Source organism: Pseudomonas sp. Sample_23 (genome assembly GCF_004307595.1).
GTDB classification, from domain to species: domain Bacteria; phylum Pseudomonadota; class Gammaproteobacteria; order Pseudomonadales; family Pseudomonadaceae; genus Aquipseudomonas; species Aquipseudomonas atacamensis.
In genome coordinates this window covers 402,289-419,770 of record NZ_RCNX01000083.1, presented here as the reverse complement: position 1 = coordinate 419,770, position 17,482 = coordinate 402,289, and the positions used below count along the sequence as shown (strand labels likewise).

At 61.2% G+C, this 17,482-nt stretch carries 15 protein-coding genes, 1 tRNA gene and 1 pseudogene; 1 reads left to right on the top strand and 16 read right to left on the bottom strand.

Going from position 1 to position 17,482, the window contains the following annotated elements:
• Positions 1–66: 66 nt before the first annotated feature.
• From D8U82_RS21865 to D8U82_RS21795, 16 genes and pseudogenes are all read right to left on the bottom strand, one after another.
• Positions 67–519 (bottom strand): hypothetical protein, encoded by a 453-nt coding sequence (locus D8U82_RS21865; RefSeq protein WP_016772138.1) that lies wholly within the window; start codon positions 517–519, stop codon positions 67–69.
• Between the two features lie 6 nt (positions 520–525).
• Positions 526–939, bottom strand: a complete 414-nt coding sequence (locus D8U82_RS21860; RefSeq protein ID WP_125925799.1) for a hypothetical protein — start codon at positions 937–939, stop codon at positions 526–528.
• A 29-nt stretch (positions 940–968) separates the two neighbouring features.
• A complete protein-coding gene (locus D8U82_RS21855; protein ID WP_125925798.1) occupies positions 969–1,943 on the bottom strand; it encodes an alpha/beta fold hydrolase in 975 nt (324 codons plus the stop codon).
• A 67-nt stretch (positions 1,944–2,010) separates the two neighbouring features.
• Complete coding sequence (locus D8U82_RS21850; RefSeq protein WP_130902988.1) at positions 2,011–3,069, bottom strand: PDDEXK nuclease domain-containing protein; 1,059 nt, start codon at positions 3,067–3,069, stop codon at positions 2,011–2,013.
• A gap of 281 nt (positions 3,070–3,350) precedes the next feature.
• Positions 3,351–3,695 (bottom strand): hypothetical protein, encoded by a 345-nt coding sequence (locus D8U82_RS21845; protein WP_130902943.1) that lies wholly within the window; start codon positions 3,693–3,695, stop codon positions 3,351–3,353.
• 21 nt (positions 3,696–3,716) lie between these two features.
• Positions 3,717–5,195 (bottom strand): PLP-dependent aminotransferase family protein, encoded by a 1,479-nt coding sequence (locus D8U82_RS21840; RefSeq protein ID WP_130902942.1) that lies wholly within the window; start codon positions 5,193–5,195, stop codon positions 3,717–3,719.
• Between the two features lie 27 nt (positions 5,196–5,222).
• Entirely contained in the window at positions 5,223–6,647 is a 1,425-nt protein-coding gene (locus D8U82_RS21835) for an L-lactate permease (protein WP_130902941.1), read from the bottom strand.
• 15 nt (positions 6,648–6,662) lie between these two features.
• The gene (locus D8U82_RS21830; RefSeq protein WP_071174102.1) at positions 6,663–7,277 is read right to left on the bottom strand and encodes a glutathione S-transferase; all 615 of its coding nucleotides are present in this window, start codon (positions 7,275–7,277) and stop codon (positions 6,663–6,665) included.
• The gene (locus tag D8U82_RS21825; protein ID WP_130902940.1) at positions 7,274–9,055 is read right to left on the bottom strand and encodes an FAD/NAD(P)-binding domain-containing protein; all 1,782 of its coding nucleotides are present in this window, start codon (positions 9,053–9,055) and stop codon (positions 7,274–7,276) included. Before D8U82_RS21825 ends, D8U82_RS21830 begins: the two co-directional genes overlap by 4 nt.
• Positions 9,049–10,080 carry a 2,3-diaminopropionate biosynthesis protein SbnB gene (gene sbnB, locus D8U82_RS28655; RefSeq protein ID WP_347238843.1) on the bottom strand — a complete coding sequence of 344 codons (1,032 nt, stop codon included), beginning with the start codon at positions 10,078–10,080 and terminating at the stop codon, positions 9,049–9,051. Before sbnB ends, D8U82_RS21825 begins: the two co-directional genes overlap by 7 nt.
• Before the next feature lie 5 nt (positions 10,081–10,085).
• Positions 10,086–11,060 carry a 2,3-diaminopropionate biosynthesis protein SbnA gene (gene sbnA, locus D8U82_RS28650; protein ID WP_347238842.1) on the bottom strand — a complete coding sequence of 325 codons (975 nt, stop codon included), beginning with the start codon at positions 11,058–11,060 and terminating at the stop codon, positions 10,086–10,088.
• A gap of 402 nt (positions 11,061–11,462) precedes the next feature.
• A tRNA-Phe gene (locus D8U82_RS21815) sits at positions 11,463–11,538 on the bottom strand.
• A gap of 91 nt (positions 11,539–11,629) precedes the next feature.
• Positions 11,630–11,902: an oxidative damage protection protein gene (locus D8U82_RS21810; RefSeq protein ID WP_016772129.1), complete on the bottom strand. Its 273-nt coding sequence runs from the start codon at positions 11,900–11,902 to the stop codon at positions 11,630–11,632.
• Entirely contained in the window at positions 11,899–12,966 is a 1,068-nt protein-coding gene (gene mutY / locus D8U82_RS21805; RefSeq protein ID WP_130902939.1) for an A/G-specific adenine glycosylase, read from the bottom strand. Before mutY ends, D8U82_RS21810 begins: the two co-directional genes overlap by 4 nt.
• Positions 12,963–15,179 (bottom strand): AsmA family protein, encoded by a 2,217-nt coding sequence (locus D8U82_RS21800; RefSeq protein ID WP_130887628.1) that lies wholly within the window; start codon positions 15,177–15,179, stop codon positions 12,963–12,965. Before D8U82_RS21800 ends, mutY begins: the two co-directional genes overlap by 4 nt.
• A gap of 78 nt (positions 15,180–15,257) precedes the next feature.
• A pseudogene (locus D8U82_RS21795) lies at positions 15,258–15,472 on the bottom strand (acetyl-CoA sensor PanZ family protein); the annotation flags it as partial.
• 231 nt (positions 15,473–15,703) lie between these two features.
• Between D8U82_RS21795 and D8U82_RS21790 the strand changes: the two are divergent.
• A complete protein-coding gene (locus tag D8U82_RS21790) occupies positions 15,704–17,368 on the top strand; it encodes an OFA family MFS transporter (protein WP_024011221.1) in 1,665 nt (554 codons plus the stop codon).
• Positions 17,369–17,482 lie beyond the last annotated feature (114 nt).

Here is a 17,482-nt window from a genome sequence, read left to right as displayed (position 1 = left end):
GTCATCCAAACAAAAACGGCCGCTGTCAGGGATGACTAGCGGCCGTTTTTTGTTTCTGAGAAGGGCTTATTCGCTCTTGTCTTCCTGGGGCTCTACCGACTTGCCATAAGCATCCAGCGCCACGCCGAAATCCGTAATGAACTGCGGCTCGCTCAGCCAGGCCTGGGCCTGTTCGATGGTCATGCCGTCGGCCCACATGCGGTAGTCGATGAGCATATCGGCGGCCAGGTGGGTGGCGGCCATGCCTTCGTTGTCGGCGTTTTCCATGTCGAGCAGTTCAGGATGGTCGACGATGATGAAGGCCAGTTCGCGCAGCAGGGTCAGCAGCATTTCGTTGCGGCTGACGGCTTCGGCGTCGCGCATTTTGCTGAACATCGCCAGGGTGTATTCCGGGATCGGCTCGGCGAGGTGGCCGAGATCTTCGTCCTGATCCAGCGGTTTGCGCCCGACCATGCGGATCTGCTTGGCTTTGGCCTTGGCGCGTTTGGCGCGTTTCTGTTGCTTGTTCAGGGATGCCATGGGAGCTCAGTTCTTCTGTTGGGTTTGTGCAGCGATCGCGTCGGATGCCGCTACATAGTCAGCCTGGAATGCCGGGGATTCGATCCACGCCAGCGCGCCGGCCTCGTCGGTTTCCTGCGACCACTGGCGATACTCGATCAGCGCGGCGAGGATGAAATCCATCGCGCCTTCTTCACCTTCCTGCTCATAGACCAGTTCCAGCAGCGGATCTTCAAGGAACGCGGTGCACATGGCCTGTTGGCTGATCTTCTGGGCGTCGATCATTTTCTTGAACAGCTCGGTCAGGTCCACCGATTCGAAATCGATGCGGTCGTCGTTCGGGTCCAGCTCGACCGGCGCTTCGGCACGCTTGGTGCGGTTCTGCTTGGCCTTGGCTTTGGCCCGGGTGGCGCGTTTTTGCTGCTTGTTGGCGGAGGCCATGATGTGTTCCGTCGTGCGTTGAGAGGGGCTCAGCTGCGTGGCACTTGTCGGCCGGGTGTATCGGCGGCCAGTGCGCCGGTCTGCAGCCAGGTCAGAGCAATGGGCCATAGTGTGGCTTGGTATGCGCTGCGAAAAAAGCCGAAATGTCCGACTTGTCGTTCGCCGATGTCCTGCGGCGCAATGCGCAGATGGGTTTTTGCCGCGTTGCTGAAGTAGCCGAGCAGGCGTTCGATCGCCGGGATCGTTCCGTAAGGATCATCGCTGAGGCTGATGGCGAGGGTCTGCGCGCGGACGCCATCGAAGGGCAGGGCGCCCGCCTTTTTCATCAGTGCGCGACCGCTTGGGCGTTGCTCGTAACGTGCGGTGGGCGTGCTCCAGTCGCGGACTACGGCGGTTGGCGTGTCCTCCAGCCAACCTAGCCGTTTGCCGGGGAAATAGCCGCAGAGCAGCGCCATCAAAGGCATGACTACATGCCACTTGCCGAACATCCGCCAGCGCTGTTCAGGGGCGTAATCGCGCCAATAAGCGAACTGCGCACCGACGGTTACCAACCGTCGGATCACTTTGCCCGACTCCGCCAAGCCCGCCGCGCAACCACCGAAGCTGTGGCCAACCACATCGATTGGCTGACCGGGAAACTCCTGCTGCGCGCGTTTGAGCATCGCTTCGAAATCCAGCGCGCCCCAGTCAGTCCACGAAGCGCGCAGCCCTTTGATCGACTCGCTGCGTGATTCGCCAATGCCCCGGTAATCGTAGGTCATCACATCGCAGCCATGGCTGAACAGGTAGGCCGCGAACCGTGAATAGTGCCGACAGCGCACCGAGGTGGCGGCGTTGATGATGACCACCGGGCGCTGAGGATCGGGCGAACTGTGGCGCCAGGTGAAGCCGCCGAGTGCGTAGCCGTCGTCGGCAGTTTCCTTGAAGGACGTGCCTTCAGATGCAGTCAAAACTGGTTGGCTCAACTCTGCGTCTTCCAACTCGAATGGGGGCTTGCTGCCCATGGCGCTTGACCTCGGCGGTTAGGTGCCAACCATAGTCGCCGCGCTGATCAAGAACAATCCGGCCGGTTCATTCACTGGATTGAATGAGCATGCGTTCTTCGATCAATGCCTGTTCGCGGTTGAGTTCAGCACGTAACTCTTCTTCGCTCGGCAGTATCGTCTTGTAGCTGCTGGCGAACAGTTGCTCATTGCCTTTGAGCATGGAATAGCGCGCCACCGAGTCATTGCTTTCCGCGCTCAGAATGATACCGACGGTTGGCTTGTCACCTTCGCTGCGCTTGAGCTCGTCGTACATGCGCACATACATGTCCATCTGCCCGACATCGCGGGCGCTGAGCTTGCCGCGTTTCAGGTCGATGATCACGAAGCACTTGAGCAGGTAGTTGTAGAACACCAGATCGATATAGAGGTCGACGCCGTCAGTGCTGATGCGTTGTTGGCGGGCGACAAAGGAAAAGCCTTTGCCAAGTTCAAGCAGAAAGCTTTGCAAGTGGTCGATGAGTGCTTGTTCGAGTCCGCTTTCCCTGACTTTGCCTGCCGAGGGCAGGCCGAGGAATTCGAGCATGACCGGATCGCGAATGAATTCCCGCGGATTGCATTTCATCGCGTCGATGTTGGTCGTGGCTTCCTCGACCACCTCGGCTTTGTCCGGACTCATCAGCAGGCGCTCGTAGTAGAGCGTCAGGATCTGACGATCGAGGGCGCGGCTTGACCAGTTGAGGTCGGCGCATTCGTTCATGTACCACAGGCGCGCTTTCTCGTTCTCGACGCGTAGCAGGCGGCGGTAATGGGTCCAGCTCAATTCGGAACGCACTGCGTTCCAAATTGGAAAAGACTGATAAAAGCTACGCATATATCGCAGATTGCGCTCATCAAATCCCTTCCCGAATTGCCCCGTTAGATCCTTCGCCAGCAGCGCGAGCAACTGCTGGCCATAACCGGCACGCTGAGCGCCTTTCTGTTCAAACTCGACGATATGCCGGCCGATTTGCCAACAAGTCTGCACCTGAATCGTATCGACCGCGCGTAGCACTTTTTGCCGCGCCTGGCGAATCAGCTCGCCCAGTTCGCCCAGCAGTGAATCGATTTTATGGTCTTGTGTATCAGCAGGTTTGAGCTGGCTCATCGGGTCTTCCGCATTCTGGAAACAGAGACGCAAGCATGCCGGGGAAGGCGGCGCAGGTATGTCGGGCGAACCTGCGAGTTCGGAAGGAAGGGCGGGACAGGCGTTGCAGGACATTGCCACCGGAAGGCGCGTAACAGGGTAAATGTCCGTAGTCCATTTCGTACTTTTTGCCCAGTCAATCGCCGCAGAGTTGGCGGCGCTGCGGTGAGCGATCTGGTGTTGCGCTGGAATGAAAGGAACAGGCAGGTAAGAGGCTGCTTCAGAAAAGCGCCCCAGTTGCATCATCGCGAGCGCTTGCCCTTCGGCCTCTGCTCACGCACCCGCCCTTTGCGATAAATCCACAGCCCGAACACACCGATGGCCAACATGAACGCGGTCCAGAAGCTCTGCCAGACGAACTCGAACCAGTATCGCCGAGGTTGCAGTGCCAAGGTGTAGGTGCTGCGCGGTCCGCGATTGTTGGTGGTGATGGAACCGCTGACCCAGCTCTCGATAAGCATGTAGATCGACAGACACACGGCAAGGGCGATCAGCACTCCCGCGAGCACCGTCAGCCAGAATGTCCAACGGCTCGGGCGATACGGCGGGGGATGCGGCAAGCGAATACGGGTTCTTTTCTGATTCATAGCGAGGCTCGCGTGAGCCGGTCAGGAAACTGCCGGCTCTTGCAATTGTTCAGTCGGCATCTGCCGCAGGCTCGTCGGGCGTGCGGCAAGATGGGCGCATTCAGCGATCACCTTGAGAATGCCGATCACCGCCGGCGTCAGCGCAGTGCCGAGGCAGATGCGCACGCCTGTGGAAGCCTGGCCGTCGGCGAAAAAGATGCCGCTGCCAGCCACGTGGCAACCACGCTCCGTGGCCAATTGCTGCAGCGTCGGCATGTCGGTGTGTGCCGGCATTTCGATCCAGTGGATGAAGCCGCCGCGCGGTGGGACGTAGAGAGTGCCGGTCGGGAAATCCGTGCGCACCAGCGCTTCGACAAAACTCGCCAGCGAAGAGAGTTGCGACCTCAATCTGGCGCAGTGCTCGTCCATGTAGCCACGGCCGATGAATTCATTGAGAACATTTTGCGCCAGGCTGGAAACGGCCAGGTTGCGCGAAAACATCTGCGCGAGGATGGCATTGCGGTATTTGCCGGCCAGACACCAGCCGACGCGATAACCCGGCGCGATGGTTTTCGAAAACGACGAGCAGTAGATTGTCTGGCCGCTGCTGTCGTAGCTCTTGAGGGCGCGCGGCCGATCAGCTTCGGGCACTAGGTCGAAGAAGATGTCGTCTTCGATGATCGGCACATCCGCTTCCCGGGCGATCCTTGAAAGTCTCGCGCGCGCTTCGTCGGGCATGATGAAGCCACGCGGATTCTGCAGCGTCGGGTTGAGAAAGATCACTGCGACTTTTTTCTGTTTCAGCGCTTCTTCCAGATGATCGACATCCAGCCCCGTGCGGCCGTCGGTGCGGATCGGCAGGGCGCGCATGCCCAGGCGTTCGATGGTCTGCAGGATGCCGTAATAGGTCGGGGTTTCGATGGCGACTGTAGCGCCTTTCGACGCGACGGCTTCCAGGGCCAGTTCGAGAGCGATGGTGTCGCCCGACGTCACCAGAATATCGTCCGGCCCGCAGACTACACCGCGGGTCAGCATCAGCCCGGCGATGCGCCGTCGCAGCGCTGGCAGGCCGGGTGGCGCGACCAGACCGCTCAGCGCGTTGTCAGTCCTGGCGGCCAGCACCGAGAGGCATTTGTTGAGCAACACGTTGGGCGTGAGATCGCTGTGCAGAACCGCCGAATTCAGCGATGCAGTGGTGCGCGACGCTGCTTCGGAGAGCATCGCGACCACCGCATGATTGACGTTGACGGTGACACTGGAAAAATCGAAAGCGCCGGACGGTTTTGCCCGTCCCGATGCCGAGACGAAGTAGCCGACGCGCGGCACCGTCGTGACGTAGGCCTCGGCCTCGAGGTCGGCCAGCGCCCGCTGCACCGTGGTGATGCTGGTCTCGAACATCCGCGCCAGAACTCGGATTGACGGCAGTTTCGCTTCGGCCGCCAGGTCACCGCTGTCGATCTGGCGAATAATCCAGTCCTTGACTATCCGCCAGCGCTTGTCCGGCAAATCAAACCTGTCCATAAGTTCTCTGTGATGATTCGAAACAATTCACAGAAAGTAGAGCAAAACGATCCCCGTTGCAGCAACTATGACGATGTTCAGCGCCACCAGACCGAAGGCGAAGCGGATCAGGCTGTTTTCTTCATGGCGGTTGGCACCGGCAAGTCCGGTGATCAATGACAGGATCGACAGCGAGCCAAGTGCGCCATGGCCGGCGGCGCTGTTGACCATTGCCGCCAGCCACGCCCCGTGTTCGCTGCTCAGCGCGGCAATGGACGGCATCACCAGCGTGTTGCCGCCGACGTTGGAGCCGGTGACATAACCGGCAATCCCCGCCAGCAGGGCGATCGTCGGCGCCAGCGAAAGACCCGACATGGATTGCAACGCGCTTTGCGCCTCGACAAGGAATCCGGCGTTGACCATCACCTGGGACAGCAGCAGGAACAGGAAGATTGTCGTGACCGGAAACTTCGCCCGGTTGAACAGCGCTTGCCACGGGAAACCCGCGCCCGCGGTTTGCCTGAACGCCATCAGCACGGTCACGATCAGCAGCGCCAGCCCTGGAGACGCCAGCGGCTTCCATGAAACGTGTTCGCCCCTGACAACCCACAGGCCATCCCAGCCCGACAGCACGAACAGTCCGCGCGACGCCACAATCACTCCCAGCAAGGCCAGATAAGGCCATGCCGCGCTCGGCCAGCGCACCAGTTTTTTCCGTTGCGCCCAGGAGATGCCCAGGCCAACGCAAGCCACGGCCAGCCCGGCCAGCACACCGGAAACTTCCGGGCCGAGCCGCAGGTTGACGCCAAACAGCACGGCAACGAACAGGGCAGTCACGACAAGCAGCCCCAGCCACGCTGTCATCTTGCGGATGCCGGCCTGCCACAAGGCCAGCGACGCCAGGCAGAGGAACACTGGCGCGCTGATCAGCGCCGAATGGCTGCCGAGGGTTTGCGCCGGCAAATGCGCCAGCAGGGCACCGATCACCGTTGCCAGACCCAGTGTGCCCCACGGCATGATGACCATGCCGGCGAGGGCAATTTTCATCCCCGATTGGCGAGTGAAAAGCCCCATCAGCAGCGGCACCGTGGCGATCAGCGAAACGCCGAAGCCGGTCATCGCTTCCAGCAGCGGCGCCAGGCCCAGCACGATGAAAATCACCTGCGCCGGGGGTGTCCAGCCGAGTTCCTTGACCCATGCGCCGATGGCCTGCGGTGCACCGCCGCGCTCGACCAGAATGACGAAGGCCAGCCCCGGGACGATTACGCACGCGGTGCTGAGAAACAGGATCGTGGTGTCTTGAAAAATCGCCGAGGAGATCGCCGCCGACACCGGCCCGGCAGCGCCCAGCGCCCACAGCCCCAGCACCAGCACGACACCGGCCAGCGCCGCCTGTACCGGCGGACGCCGGAGGATCAGAATCAGCGCGATCACCAGCGCGATCGGTGACATTTGCAGCAAGAGAGAGCTCATAGCGGTTTCCTTGGCTTAATCGTGCGTCTGTCCGCTGTACTCGGTCGCCCGCATGGACGCGCGCTGGCAGAACGTCTGATACCACTCGCTCAGGCGTGCCTGCGCCGAGAAGTCCGAGAGTTGACGGAAAGCGATCCAGTCCAGGGCCGTCGCCAAGGCGATGTGGCCGACGGTGATCGGGCCATTGAGGTCGACGTGCTCTTCGATGAAGCGATACGCCTCCTTGAGTTTGTAGGCCTGGCCGTCCGCGTACGCCGGATAGCGCAAAGCCTCGGGACGCCGCTCGACTTCCCAGCGCAGCTTGATGCCGACGTCGCACATGCCCTGCGCCAATGCCTGCAGGCGTAGCGCCTTGTAGCGCTCGGGGCCGCTTGCCGGGATGAATTTTCCACCACCGCTCAGGTCATCGAGGTATTCGCAAATCACGATTGAATCAAACAGTGCGCTGTCGTCGGGCAGCATCAGCACCGGCACTTTACCCAAGGGGTTGGCCTGGTAAATGGTCGCGTTCGGTGAAGTCGGGCTGGTCTCGTGATGTATCACCTCAAGGCTCGATGCGATGCCAAGTTCGTGAGCCAGCACCAGTACCTTGCGGGCGTACGGCGAATGCGTCTGATAGTAGAGTTTCATGCGCGAGTTCCTGTCTCAAGGATGGCGGTGGCGACTCGATGGGCGTCCATGAACAGCCGCGAAGGTGCGCCCGCCGAGGTGACGTAGTGGTTGTAATAACAAGAGCCTTCGGCGAGCGGTCCCAGCACCCAGATGTCATGCACCGCTTCGCCGCTGTTCGACCTCGGGTTGCACGCCGCGTCGACATCGATGCCGTCGATGCCCGGCACATCGGTGCGCGGACGCACAAGGCCCAGGCGCGCGAGATCACGCACCGGCGCGCAGTCGCTGTGGGTGACGCCGCTGCTCTGGACGTAACCGGCGACGCGCTTGAAGTGTTCGATAGCCGGGCGTGAGCCCGGCTTGAGGAAGGTCAGCAAACCGGCATCACACAGCGCGAGCAGATCGGCGTGGCGCTCCTTCTGCGGGCCGGCGACCAGACGATTGATCGCCTTGTGCCAGCGGCCATAGAACTGCCGATGCGAATCTTCGGTGAGCCCGTCGAAATCGACCGCCTCACGCAGCCGGTCCCGCAAGTCGCGCCAGACTTCGATGGCGGCTTTGATCGGCGACGCGCCGCGTCCCAGACGTGCTTCATGCAAGTCGGCTTCGAGGGTGTCGTAAATCCATGCGTGATAGTTGTAAGGCGTGACGCTGTCGGGCAGTTTGTGGCTGATCAGCTCCAGCGGACTGATTGCGCCGGCAATCGCTTCGAACTCGCGCAGCAAGGTTTCACAAGCGGCCACACCGGCAGGGCCGGCAACGCTGACGGTTCTGAGCTGCTCAAGCAGCTGTTGTGGCGCTGAGGGTTTATGCAGAACGGCGACCGCAGCGGCACGCATCTCCAGCAGCATCAGCGGCAGAATGTCCCGTTCGAAATCCAGCCGGCGGTTGTGCGCGTTGACCCGCAACGACTCGATGCGCTCGCTGGTCAGCAACACGGCGTTATGGCGTGGGCAGCCGATCAAACCGTTGGGACGCGTGCGAAAAGGCAGCCCGTCCCGCGACTGAATGAAGATCACCGGCTCCTGACCCGACGGCTGGTAAGTGTGACTGCCATCAGCCATGGGTTTGTAGATCCCGCCTCTGCCAGCCGTCAGCGCTGCCAGGGTGTCCATGGCGCCCAGGCCCAACCCTTCGATCAATACCGTTTCGCCGGGCTCGACGGTGGTGAGGCTGCCGGGCAGCGGATAGACGTTATCGACCCGGTTCTGCCCCGCCAGGCGCAGGCGCCCGGTGTGGCCGACGGTCAGAACCAGGCGATCCACCGTCACCGCAGCGCCTTGGGCGGTTAGCAGAAGGTATTGCTGATTCTCGCGGCGCTCGACCGCCGTGACCTGATGCCGATGCAGATTGACCGTGACCCAGGCGGGGGCGGTCGCGAGGATCCGCGTGAAGGCGTCGGCCAGATAAGCGCCGAGCAGGTGCCGTGGCAGAAAATCCTCCGGCTCGACGTCGCGACCGTCGGCGGCGAGCAGGCCGCTGTCGGGGTCAACCTTGACGCGCTGCGCTCGGCACCACGCGAGAAAGTCCGGCCCTGGCCGTTCCCGGGCGTCGGTCAGATCACCGAACGCTGCTGCGTCGGGAAATACCCCGAGCTGACCGGCGACGGTGTTGAGCAACAGGTACTCCGGTTGATCGGGCCAGTGCGCGCCGCTGCCGAGCACGTTGGGCTCGAAGATGTCGATGAACACCGGTTGTTCCGGGCGTTCCTCGGCGCGGCTCAACAGGCGCTCGAATACCGACAATCCGCGCGAACCGCAGCCGACCAGGCCGATGTGCACAGGCGCCTTCACCATCTGCGCTCCTCGCCAAAAAATGACGGGATGGCAATTGCCGTACCGGCCGCCACCGCAATGTCGTGGATCATCCGGCCAATCGCGAGATCGAGAATGCCCATGCCGAATGGCGAATAGATCAGCGGTTTGTCCTGGGCGACATGCAGGTCTCCGCGAATCAGCTGCGCCACTGTGCCTGTGACAAAGTCGCGATGGCCGTATTGCTGCTCGGCCAGATGCGGTGAGGTATTGGCCTTCAGGCAGTGGGTGATGTCGTCGAAGTAGTTGTAACTTTCCGCGATGATTTCAGCGCCGATATCCCGCAGCGAGATGTTCAGAACAATCTGCCCCGGGCGGAACGTGCCCTGGCCTTTTACGTACGGCTCGCCCGCGCTGGTGGCGAACACCACGATGTCGGCAGTCAGCGCTTCTTCGAGCGACAGCAGGCGTACATCCGGCAGGCCCAGTTGTTCACCAAATTCCGCGAGGGCTTGCGCCGATTCCGCGTTGAGATCGTGAATGCCCACGCTGTCGAAGGACCAGTCGTCGGCGACGAAAGTCTCGAGGATATTTCTTGAGATTACCCCGCCACCAATGATCGAAAGTGTCGCCGCGTGGCGGTTCTGGCCATTCAGCCACCAGGCACCCAAGCCTGCCGAGGCTGCCGTGCGCACGGCACTGATCAGTGCACCTTCGAGCAGCGCGTAGGGGTAACCGGTCTCGGGATCGTTGAGAATCAGCACCGCAGATGCGCGCTGAATGCCCGACTTGATGTTGTCGGGATAACTGGCAATCCACTTGATTCCGGAGACGGATTGATCGCCCTCGCTGTCGACGATGGCCGCCGGCAGCGCAATGATCCGGTTCGCCGGTTGCGCAGGGAAACGCAGGAAATAACTGTCGGGGTTAACGGTTTCGCCACGCTCGTGGGTCAGGTAGGTCTGCGCCACCATGTCGATGGTTGCATGCCGCAGCCCGTTGAGGATGTCTTTGACGACAGCGCCGGGGATGACGTGGAACGGCTGGATCAGATTCTGTGTGGTCATGAGGATTACGCCGAGAGTGCCAGAGCGATTTCAGGGAAGAGGGGCTGCAGTGCGGTTGCGCCGATCCGCTGGGTGACCCAGTCGTCGGAATAGATGGTTTCGAGATAGCGCTCACCCATGTCGGGGGAGATCGCCACCACGACATCGTCGGGCCGGATATGCGGCGCCCACTGGCGGATGCCGGCGAGCACAGTGCCGGTGGAGCCGCCGAAGAGCAGGCCGTAGCGTTGCGCCAGCCAACGGCAGACCTTGATCGTCTGTTCCTCGGGAATCGACAGGAAGTCGTGAATGCCCGACGACTCGAATATCTCCGGCAGGCGGCTGGTGCCGAGCCCCGGTATATGGCGCGTACCGCCCGGCAGGCCGAACGTCACCGAGCCGACGGTATCGACGGCAATGACTTTGGTCTGCGGATGATGTTCGGCGAAGTAGTTCTTGCAGCCCATCAGCGTGCCGGTGGTACCCGCGCCGACGAACAGGTAATTCACCTGGGGAAACTTGCGCGCGATGGACCTGGCAGTCGCTTGATAGTGGGCGAGGGGGTTGGTCGGATTCTTGTACTGGTTGAGCCAGATGTAGTCGGCGTTGTCAGCGACCAGTTGCTCGATCAGACGAATCCGCGAATTCAGATATCCGCCGTTCTCGTCGCGTTGATCGACCATGAGCATTTGCGCGCCCAGGGCTTGAATCAGCTTGCGGTTCGGCGCGGAAATATTCGGGTCGATTACGCAAACGAACTGGTAACCCTTGGCGGCGCAGACCATGGCCAGCGCAACGCCCAGATTCCCCGACGAGGATTCGATAAGGCGGGTCTTGTGGTTGATCAGTCCGCGGACTTCAAGATCAGTGATCAGCGCGTGCGCGGTCTTCAGCTTGATGGAGCCGGCGGGATTCAGTCCTTCGATTTTCAGCTGGATCGTTGCGCTGCAAAGATCGCCGATCTGCACATAACTGTCTTCATTGATAAGTTGCTTGATCATACGTCGTCCGTTTCGCTCTTTTGCCGGGCGCACGGGGGCGCCAGCATTCATCCTGGAATGTTTGAAAAGCACTAACTGCAGTTCGCCTGTGGGTTGGGTTCAGATTTTTCGCTGGACAGGAAGTGACCTTGCGGGCGACGCCGATCGATTCAAAAAATCAGGTTTTGCGCTCTGAGGGCTACAGGAGTCCAGAGTGTTGCGGGGCGCAAAGTAGAGCCAGTCATTGGCTCGCCAAGGCTTGCTTGAAGTATTGGCGAAACGCCATTTGCGCGGAGAGATACAGATTTCTGGTTTTTTCCAGTACAGATGGAATCCAGATGTATCGAAGGGGGAAGTGAGGAGGGAGATCAAATCGCAGGCATAAAAAAACCCTGAATCTTGCGATTCAGGGTTTTCGGTATTTGGTGCCCAGAGACGGAATCGAACCGCCGACACGGGGATTTTCAATCCCCTGCTCTACCGACTGAGCTATCTGGGCAACGGGGCGCATTAAAAGGGTTTTTCGGATTTACGTCAACGACTTTTTGAAAATTTCTTAAATTAATTCCGTCGCTTACGAAATATACCGGTTATTCGGCTGGCGGCACGTAGCCTTCGGCCTTGGCGTATTCCTCGCCGGAGAAGTACTTGTCCATTTCGCCCTGCAGGTATTTGCGATCTTCGGCGTTCATCATGTTCAGGCGCTTTTCGTTGATCAGCAGGGTCTGGTGTTTCTGCCAGTCGGCCCAGGCCTTGGCCGAGACGTGGTCGAAAATGTCCTGGCCCTTGGCACCCGGGAAAGGGGCGCGTTCCAGCGCGGGCAGTTCTTCTTTGTACTTGCGGCACATTACGGTGCGGGTCATGGCGATTCTCCTGCATTCAAGACGGCGGCCGCGCGCTCAAGCAAGGTCTTGACCGGGGCAGCAAGGCCCAGGCGCGGCGGGGTGGCGAGGTTATACCAGAGCCAGTCGGCCTCGGCCACGTGATGGCTGGCTTCCTGTACCTGAACCAGCCACGGTTCGATGGACAACTGGAAATGGCTGAAGGTGTGAACCAGGCTCGGCAGCGCCTGCTGCTGGCCCATGGTCAGCGAGTGCTGATCGGCCAGATGTTGCAGATCTTCCAGGTCGTCCAGTTCCGGCAGGCTCCACAAACCGCCCCACAGTCCCGTCGACGGGCGGCGATAAAGCAGAATCGCACCTTCGCCGTTGGCCAGCATTGGCATCAGCGTGCGTTTCTGCGGGATGGCCTTGCGCGGCTTGGGAATCGGATAACGGGTTTCCAGGCCAAGCATGTGCGCTTCACAGCCACGCTTGAGCGGGCACAGCAGACAGCTCGGCTTGCTGCGCGTGCAGAGTGTGGCGCCAAGATCCATCATCGCCTGGGTGTAGGCGTTGACCCGATCGTGCGGGGTGAAGCGCTCGGCGTTGGCCCAGAGTTGTTTGGCCACCTTCGGTTCGCCGGGGTAGCCCTCTTGCGCGGTGAAGCGCGCCAGCACGCGTTTGACGTTGCCATCGAGGATCGGCGCGCGCAGGCCCATGCTGATGCTGGCGATCGCCCCGGCGGTGGACAGGCCGATGCCCGGCAGCTCGGTGAGTTTTTCCACGTCACGCGGGAATTCGCCAGCGTACTGGCTGACGACGATCTTCGCGGTCTTCTGCAGATTGCGTGCGCGAGTGTAGTAACCCAACCCGGTCCACAGGTGCAGCACCTCGTCTTCCGGCGCTGCGGCCAGCGCATCGACGGTTGGCAGCGCCGCCATGAAGCGTTCGAAGTAATTGAGCACGGTGCTGACCTGGGTCTGCTGCAACATGATCTCGGACACCCAGACCCGATATGGATTGATGTCCTGCTGCCACGGCAAATCGTGGCGGCCATGGCGGTCGAACCACTCCAGCACCGCCGTGGAAAATTGCTCTGCTGTCATCGCTTGAACAGCCCCTTCAACGCGTCTTTCAATTCCGGGCTGACTTTATCGCCCAGTTTTTCGTCGATTTTCTCGCTGAGCTTGTTGCCAGCCATCTTGCTGGCGACCTGACCGAGACGGTCATTGTCGACGCGGCAGGCCTTGGCGCCCAGTTCCAGCGGGCCACGGCAGCGCAGTGGCCACTCGATGCCGACGAACTTCTCGCCGACCTGACAGGCCGGGTCGGGCATGGCGCTGGTGTCGCCCTCGACGATGATGCCGACGCGGTAATCCATGCCGAGCACGCGCAGGTCGATGTCGCCGTCACCGTTGACCGTCATGCCGGGGATGCGCACTTTCAGGTCGGGGTTGCTGGCGACGCCGTTGCGCACGGTCAGGTTGCCCTTGAGCTCTTCGAACGGCGTGTCCTTGCCCCGTGGCTCGCCGCTGAGGGATTTGCGATTGAGGGTGGCGATGCCTTTGCACAATTGCTGTTCAAGGTTGGCGTTGAGCAGCACGCCGTTGTTGATGACGAAACTGGCGTTGCCGTTCAGCGTATCGATCAACGCCTGTTGGCTGTTGCCGCTGCCGGTGAGGCTGCTGGTCAGCGTTACCAGACCTTTGACCGGCGGATTCTTGCCTTGGCTTTCGATAATTTTTTCCGCCGGGACGCGATTGAGCCGGGTCAGCAGGTTCAGTACCGGCGCGCTTGGGCGCACGTCGAGTGTGCCGTTGGCGACGAAGCCGCCGTTGTACAGATCACCGCTCAGGTTAGTCAGCGTCAGCAGGCCGCCCTGGCCGGTGGCTTTGAGCGCGGCGTTCTGGATCGGCAGTTTGTCGAGGGTCAGTTGGCCGAAAGTCAGGTCGGCATCGACGTCGAGTTTGGCCAGGCGTTCGACCGGCAGCAGACGCTCGGTGCTCCAGGCGGTTTTGCTCGGTTTGTCCGGCAGCGGCGTGGTGCCTGCGACGGCGCCGGCCTCGGTGCTGGCGACTTCGGCCTGACGCGTCTGCGTCGCGCTATTGGCCTGAGCCGATTTCGGTGGCAGGTAGCGGTCGACGTTGAACGTGTCGGCCTTGAGAATCGCGCGCAGCGACTGTTTGGCGAAGTCCTCGATGGCGATGCGGCCGCTGAAGCTGCTGTCATCGAGTTTCAGGTTGATGTTGTCGAACGACAGGCTGGTCGGAGTGGCAGCAACGCGGCTGACCAGTTCGACCTTGCTCAGGCTGCCTTCGCCCATCGCCGGCAGTGTCTGGCCGATGCTGTCGACGAATTTCGCCAGATCGAACTGGGCAATGGAAATGCCGCCGCTGATCTGTGGCGTCTTGTCGAGGTCGTTGGCTTTCAGCTCGCCCAATGCGCGCAACTGGTTGGCGGAAATCTTGATGCCGGTCCATTCGGCGACGTTCGCTGCCTTGTCCAGCAATAACTGGCCCTGAGCAGAGAAGGTCATGGTTTTGCCTTGCAGCGGATCGCCAGCGAGCTCGCCGGTCAGCTTCAGGTCTTCGAACTTGTAACGCTGCAAGGCGCGCTCGAAGCGCAGCTCGCCGTTGAGCTCGGTGCGCACGCGCAGTACCGGTTGGTTGGTGCCAAGGAACGCGGTGGCTTTCACCGGGATATTGGTCGAATCGTGTACCGGGCCGGTGCTCAACTGAATGCTTTCGGCACTGAACTGCTTGCCGGTCAGCTCATCGGTGTATTCAACGCGGGCGTTGTTGACGGTCAGGCTGTCGATGTCGAGGCGGATCGGTTGCGCCGGTTTTTCCACGGCGAGGGTCGGCTCGCTGGCGGTCGCGCCCGCTGTGGCCGGTGGAGTCGCCCCCGGCGCCACAGGCACCTTGCCGATGTCTTCCCAGTTGCCGTGGCCGTTCTTGTCACGGTTCAGGCGCAGGTTGAGGCCTTCGACGCGCACGTCACTCATCTGCACTTCGCGGCGCAACAGCGGCAGCACGCGCACGGACAGGCCGAGCATCTGCAAGTCGGCAAACGGTTCGGCAGGTTTGGCCAGGGTGGCGACGCTGGCTTCGTGCAATTCCAGGCCGAGCCACGGGAACAGGCTCCAGCCGATATCGCCATTGAGCGTCAGCTCGATGTGGGCCTTGTCGCGGGCAATCTGGCGGATCTCGTCTTTATAGTCGTTGGGATCGAAGAGGTGGGTCAGGGCAAAGCCTGCCGCCACAATGATCAGCAACAGCCCGAGAAGTACCAGACCCAGGATTTTGCCGAACGCTTTCATGGGCGAGTCCTTGTAGTTAGTCGAATTGGTCATATGGCCGGGGAGTATAGCGCTGCCGGCACCCGGTTCGGTGTGGCGTCATCTGCCGAGGGTCGGCGGCGGCACCTGCAACTTCGCCACAGGGCCTGCGCTTGAGGATGCCCGGCGGGCGCCAGAGGGTGCAATCCGGCCCACGCTTGCGACGCCATTTTTTGCGCTTGGTTCACCAGTCGTTCAGTCACGCCCAGGCGACGGGTAACTTTTCGCACGCATAAATGGGACAAGTAGCAAACGGCGTGGTGCCTTTGCAGACGCGGGGTTGGCGGCTTCCCGAGTCGTACGAGAACAGATGACTTGAAAAAAGGTGATATCAGTTTGGTTTTTCTGTCACCTGAGAATGGTAACCTTCGCCAGTTCGTCCGCCCGTCTGCGACTTAACGTCGCGCCTTCAAGGAGCTTCACCTAAAAAAACGGTCATGCCTGCGTGCATAAGGCCGAGGGTGAGCAGTGGCTGGCGAACCATACTAACAATTGGGGGATACACAATGAGCACGAGCATCACGGCGGACGGCCTCAGAGCCGACCAGCCTGCGTTCCTGTCCAAGGAACGCATCATCGCCAAGCCCGGTTTCAACCGCTGGCTGGTTCCACCGGCCGCTTTGGCCATTCACCTGTGCATCGGCATGGCCTACGGCTTCTCGGTGTTCTGGTTGCCGCTGTCCAAGGCACTCGGCGTTACCGCGCCGGTGGCTTGCGCGCCGGACATGAGCTTCATCGCACAGGTATTTTCGTCGAACTGCGACTGGCCGATCTCCATGCTCGGCTGGATCTACACGCTGTTCTTCATCTTCCTCGGCTGCTCGGCAGCGATCTGGGGTGGCTGGCTGGAACACGCCGGGCCTCGTAAAGCGGGCGTGGTCTCGGCCTTGTGCTGGTGCGGCGGTCTGCTGATTTCCGCGCTGGGTATCTATACCCACCAGATCTGGCTGATGTGGATCGGCTCCGGCGTGATCGGCGGTATCGGTCTGGGCCTGGGCTATATCTCGCCGGTGTCGACCCTGATCAAGTGGTTCCCGGACAAGCGCGGCATGGCGACCGGCATGGCGATCATGGGCTTCGGTGGCGGCGCGATGGTCGGTGCACCACTGGCGACTGCACTGATGAGCCACTTCGCATCGCCAGAAGGCGTGGGCGTATGGCAGAGCTTCGTGGCCATGGCGGCCATTTACTTCGTGTTCATGATCGGTGGCGCACTGTCCTACCGCGTGCCGCCAACCGGCTGGAAACCTGAAGGCTGGACCGCTCCGGCGAAGAAAGCGTCCAACGCCATGATCACCAACCGTCACGTTCACGTGAATGTAGCGTGGAAAACTCCGCAATTCCGTCTGGTCTGGCTGGTGCTGTGCCTGAACGTGTCGGCGGGTATCGGTATCCTCGGCATGGCTTCGCCACTGTTGCAGGAAGTGTTCGGCGGCAAACTGCTGGGCGTCGATGTGCCGTTCGGTCAACTCGACGCTGGCCAACTGGCCTCGATCGCGGCGATCGCAGCGGGCTTCACTGGTCTGCTGAGCCTGTTCAACATCGGTGGCCGGTTCTTCTGGGCCTCGTTCTCCGACTACCTGGGCCGCAAGAACACTTACTTCGTGTTCTTCGCGCTGGGTTTTGCCCTGTACGCGCTGATTCCGAACATGGGCCATCTGGGCAACGTTGCGCTGTTCGTGGCGGCGTTCTGCATCATCCTGTCGATGTACGGCGGTGGTTTTGCCACCGTTCCGGCGTATCTGGCCGACCTGTTCGGTACGCAGATGGTCGGTGCGATCCACGGTCGTCTGCTGACTGCCTGGGCCGCTGCCGGCGTGCTCGGTCCGGTGCTGGTCAACTACCTGCGTGAATATCAGTTGAGCATCGGCGTGGAACGCGCTGCCGCTTACGACATCACCCTGTACATCCTCGCCGGTCTGCTGGTGCTGGGCTTCCTGTGCAACCTGATGGTGCGCCCGGTGGCCGACAAGTACTTCATGACCGACGCCGAACTGGCCGCCGAACAGGCGCTGGGCCACGACAAGGGTGCCGATGCCAGCACCGTTCTGGAGTGGAAAGCGGCGCCGGGCACCAAGCCTCTGGCGATCGCGGCGTGGCTGGTGGTGGGTATTCCGTTGGCGTGGGGTGTGTGGGTGACCCTGCAGAAGACGGCGGTACTGTTTCACTAAGGTGTTAGCTGAATAAACACCGAACCTGTGGGAGCGAGCCTGCTCGCGAAGACGGAGCACCAGTCAACATCAATGTTGGCTGGGGTGCCGCATTCGCGAGCAGGCTCGCTCCCA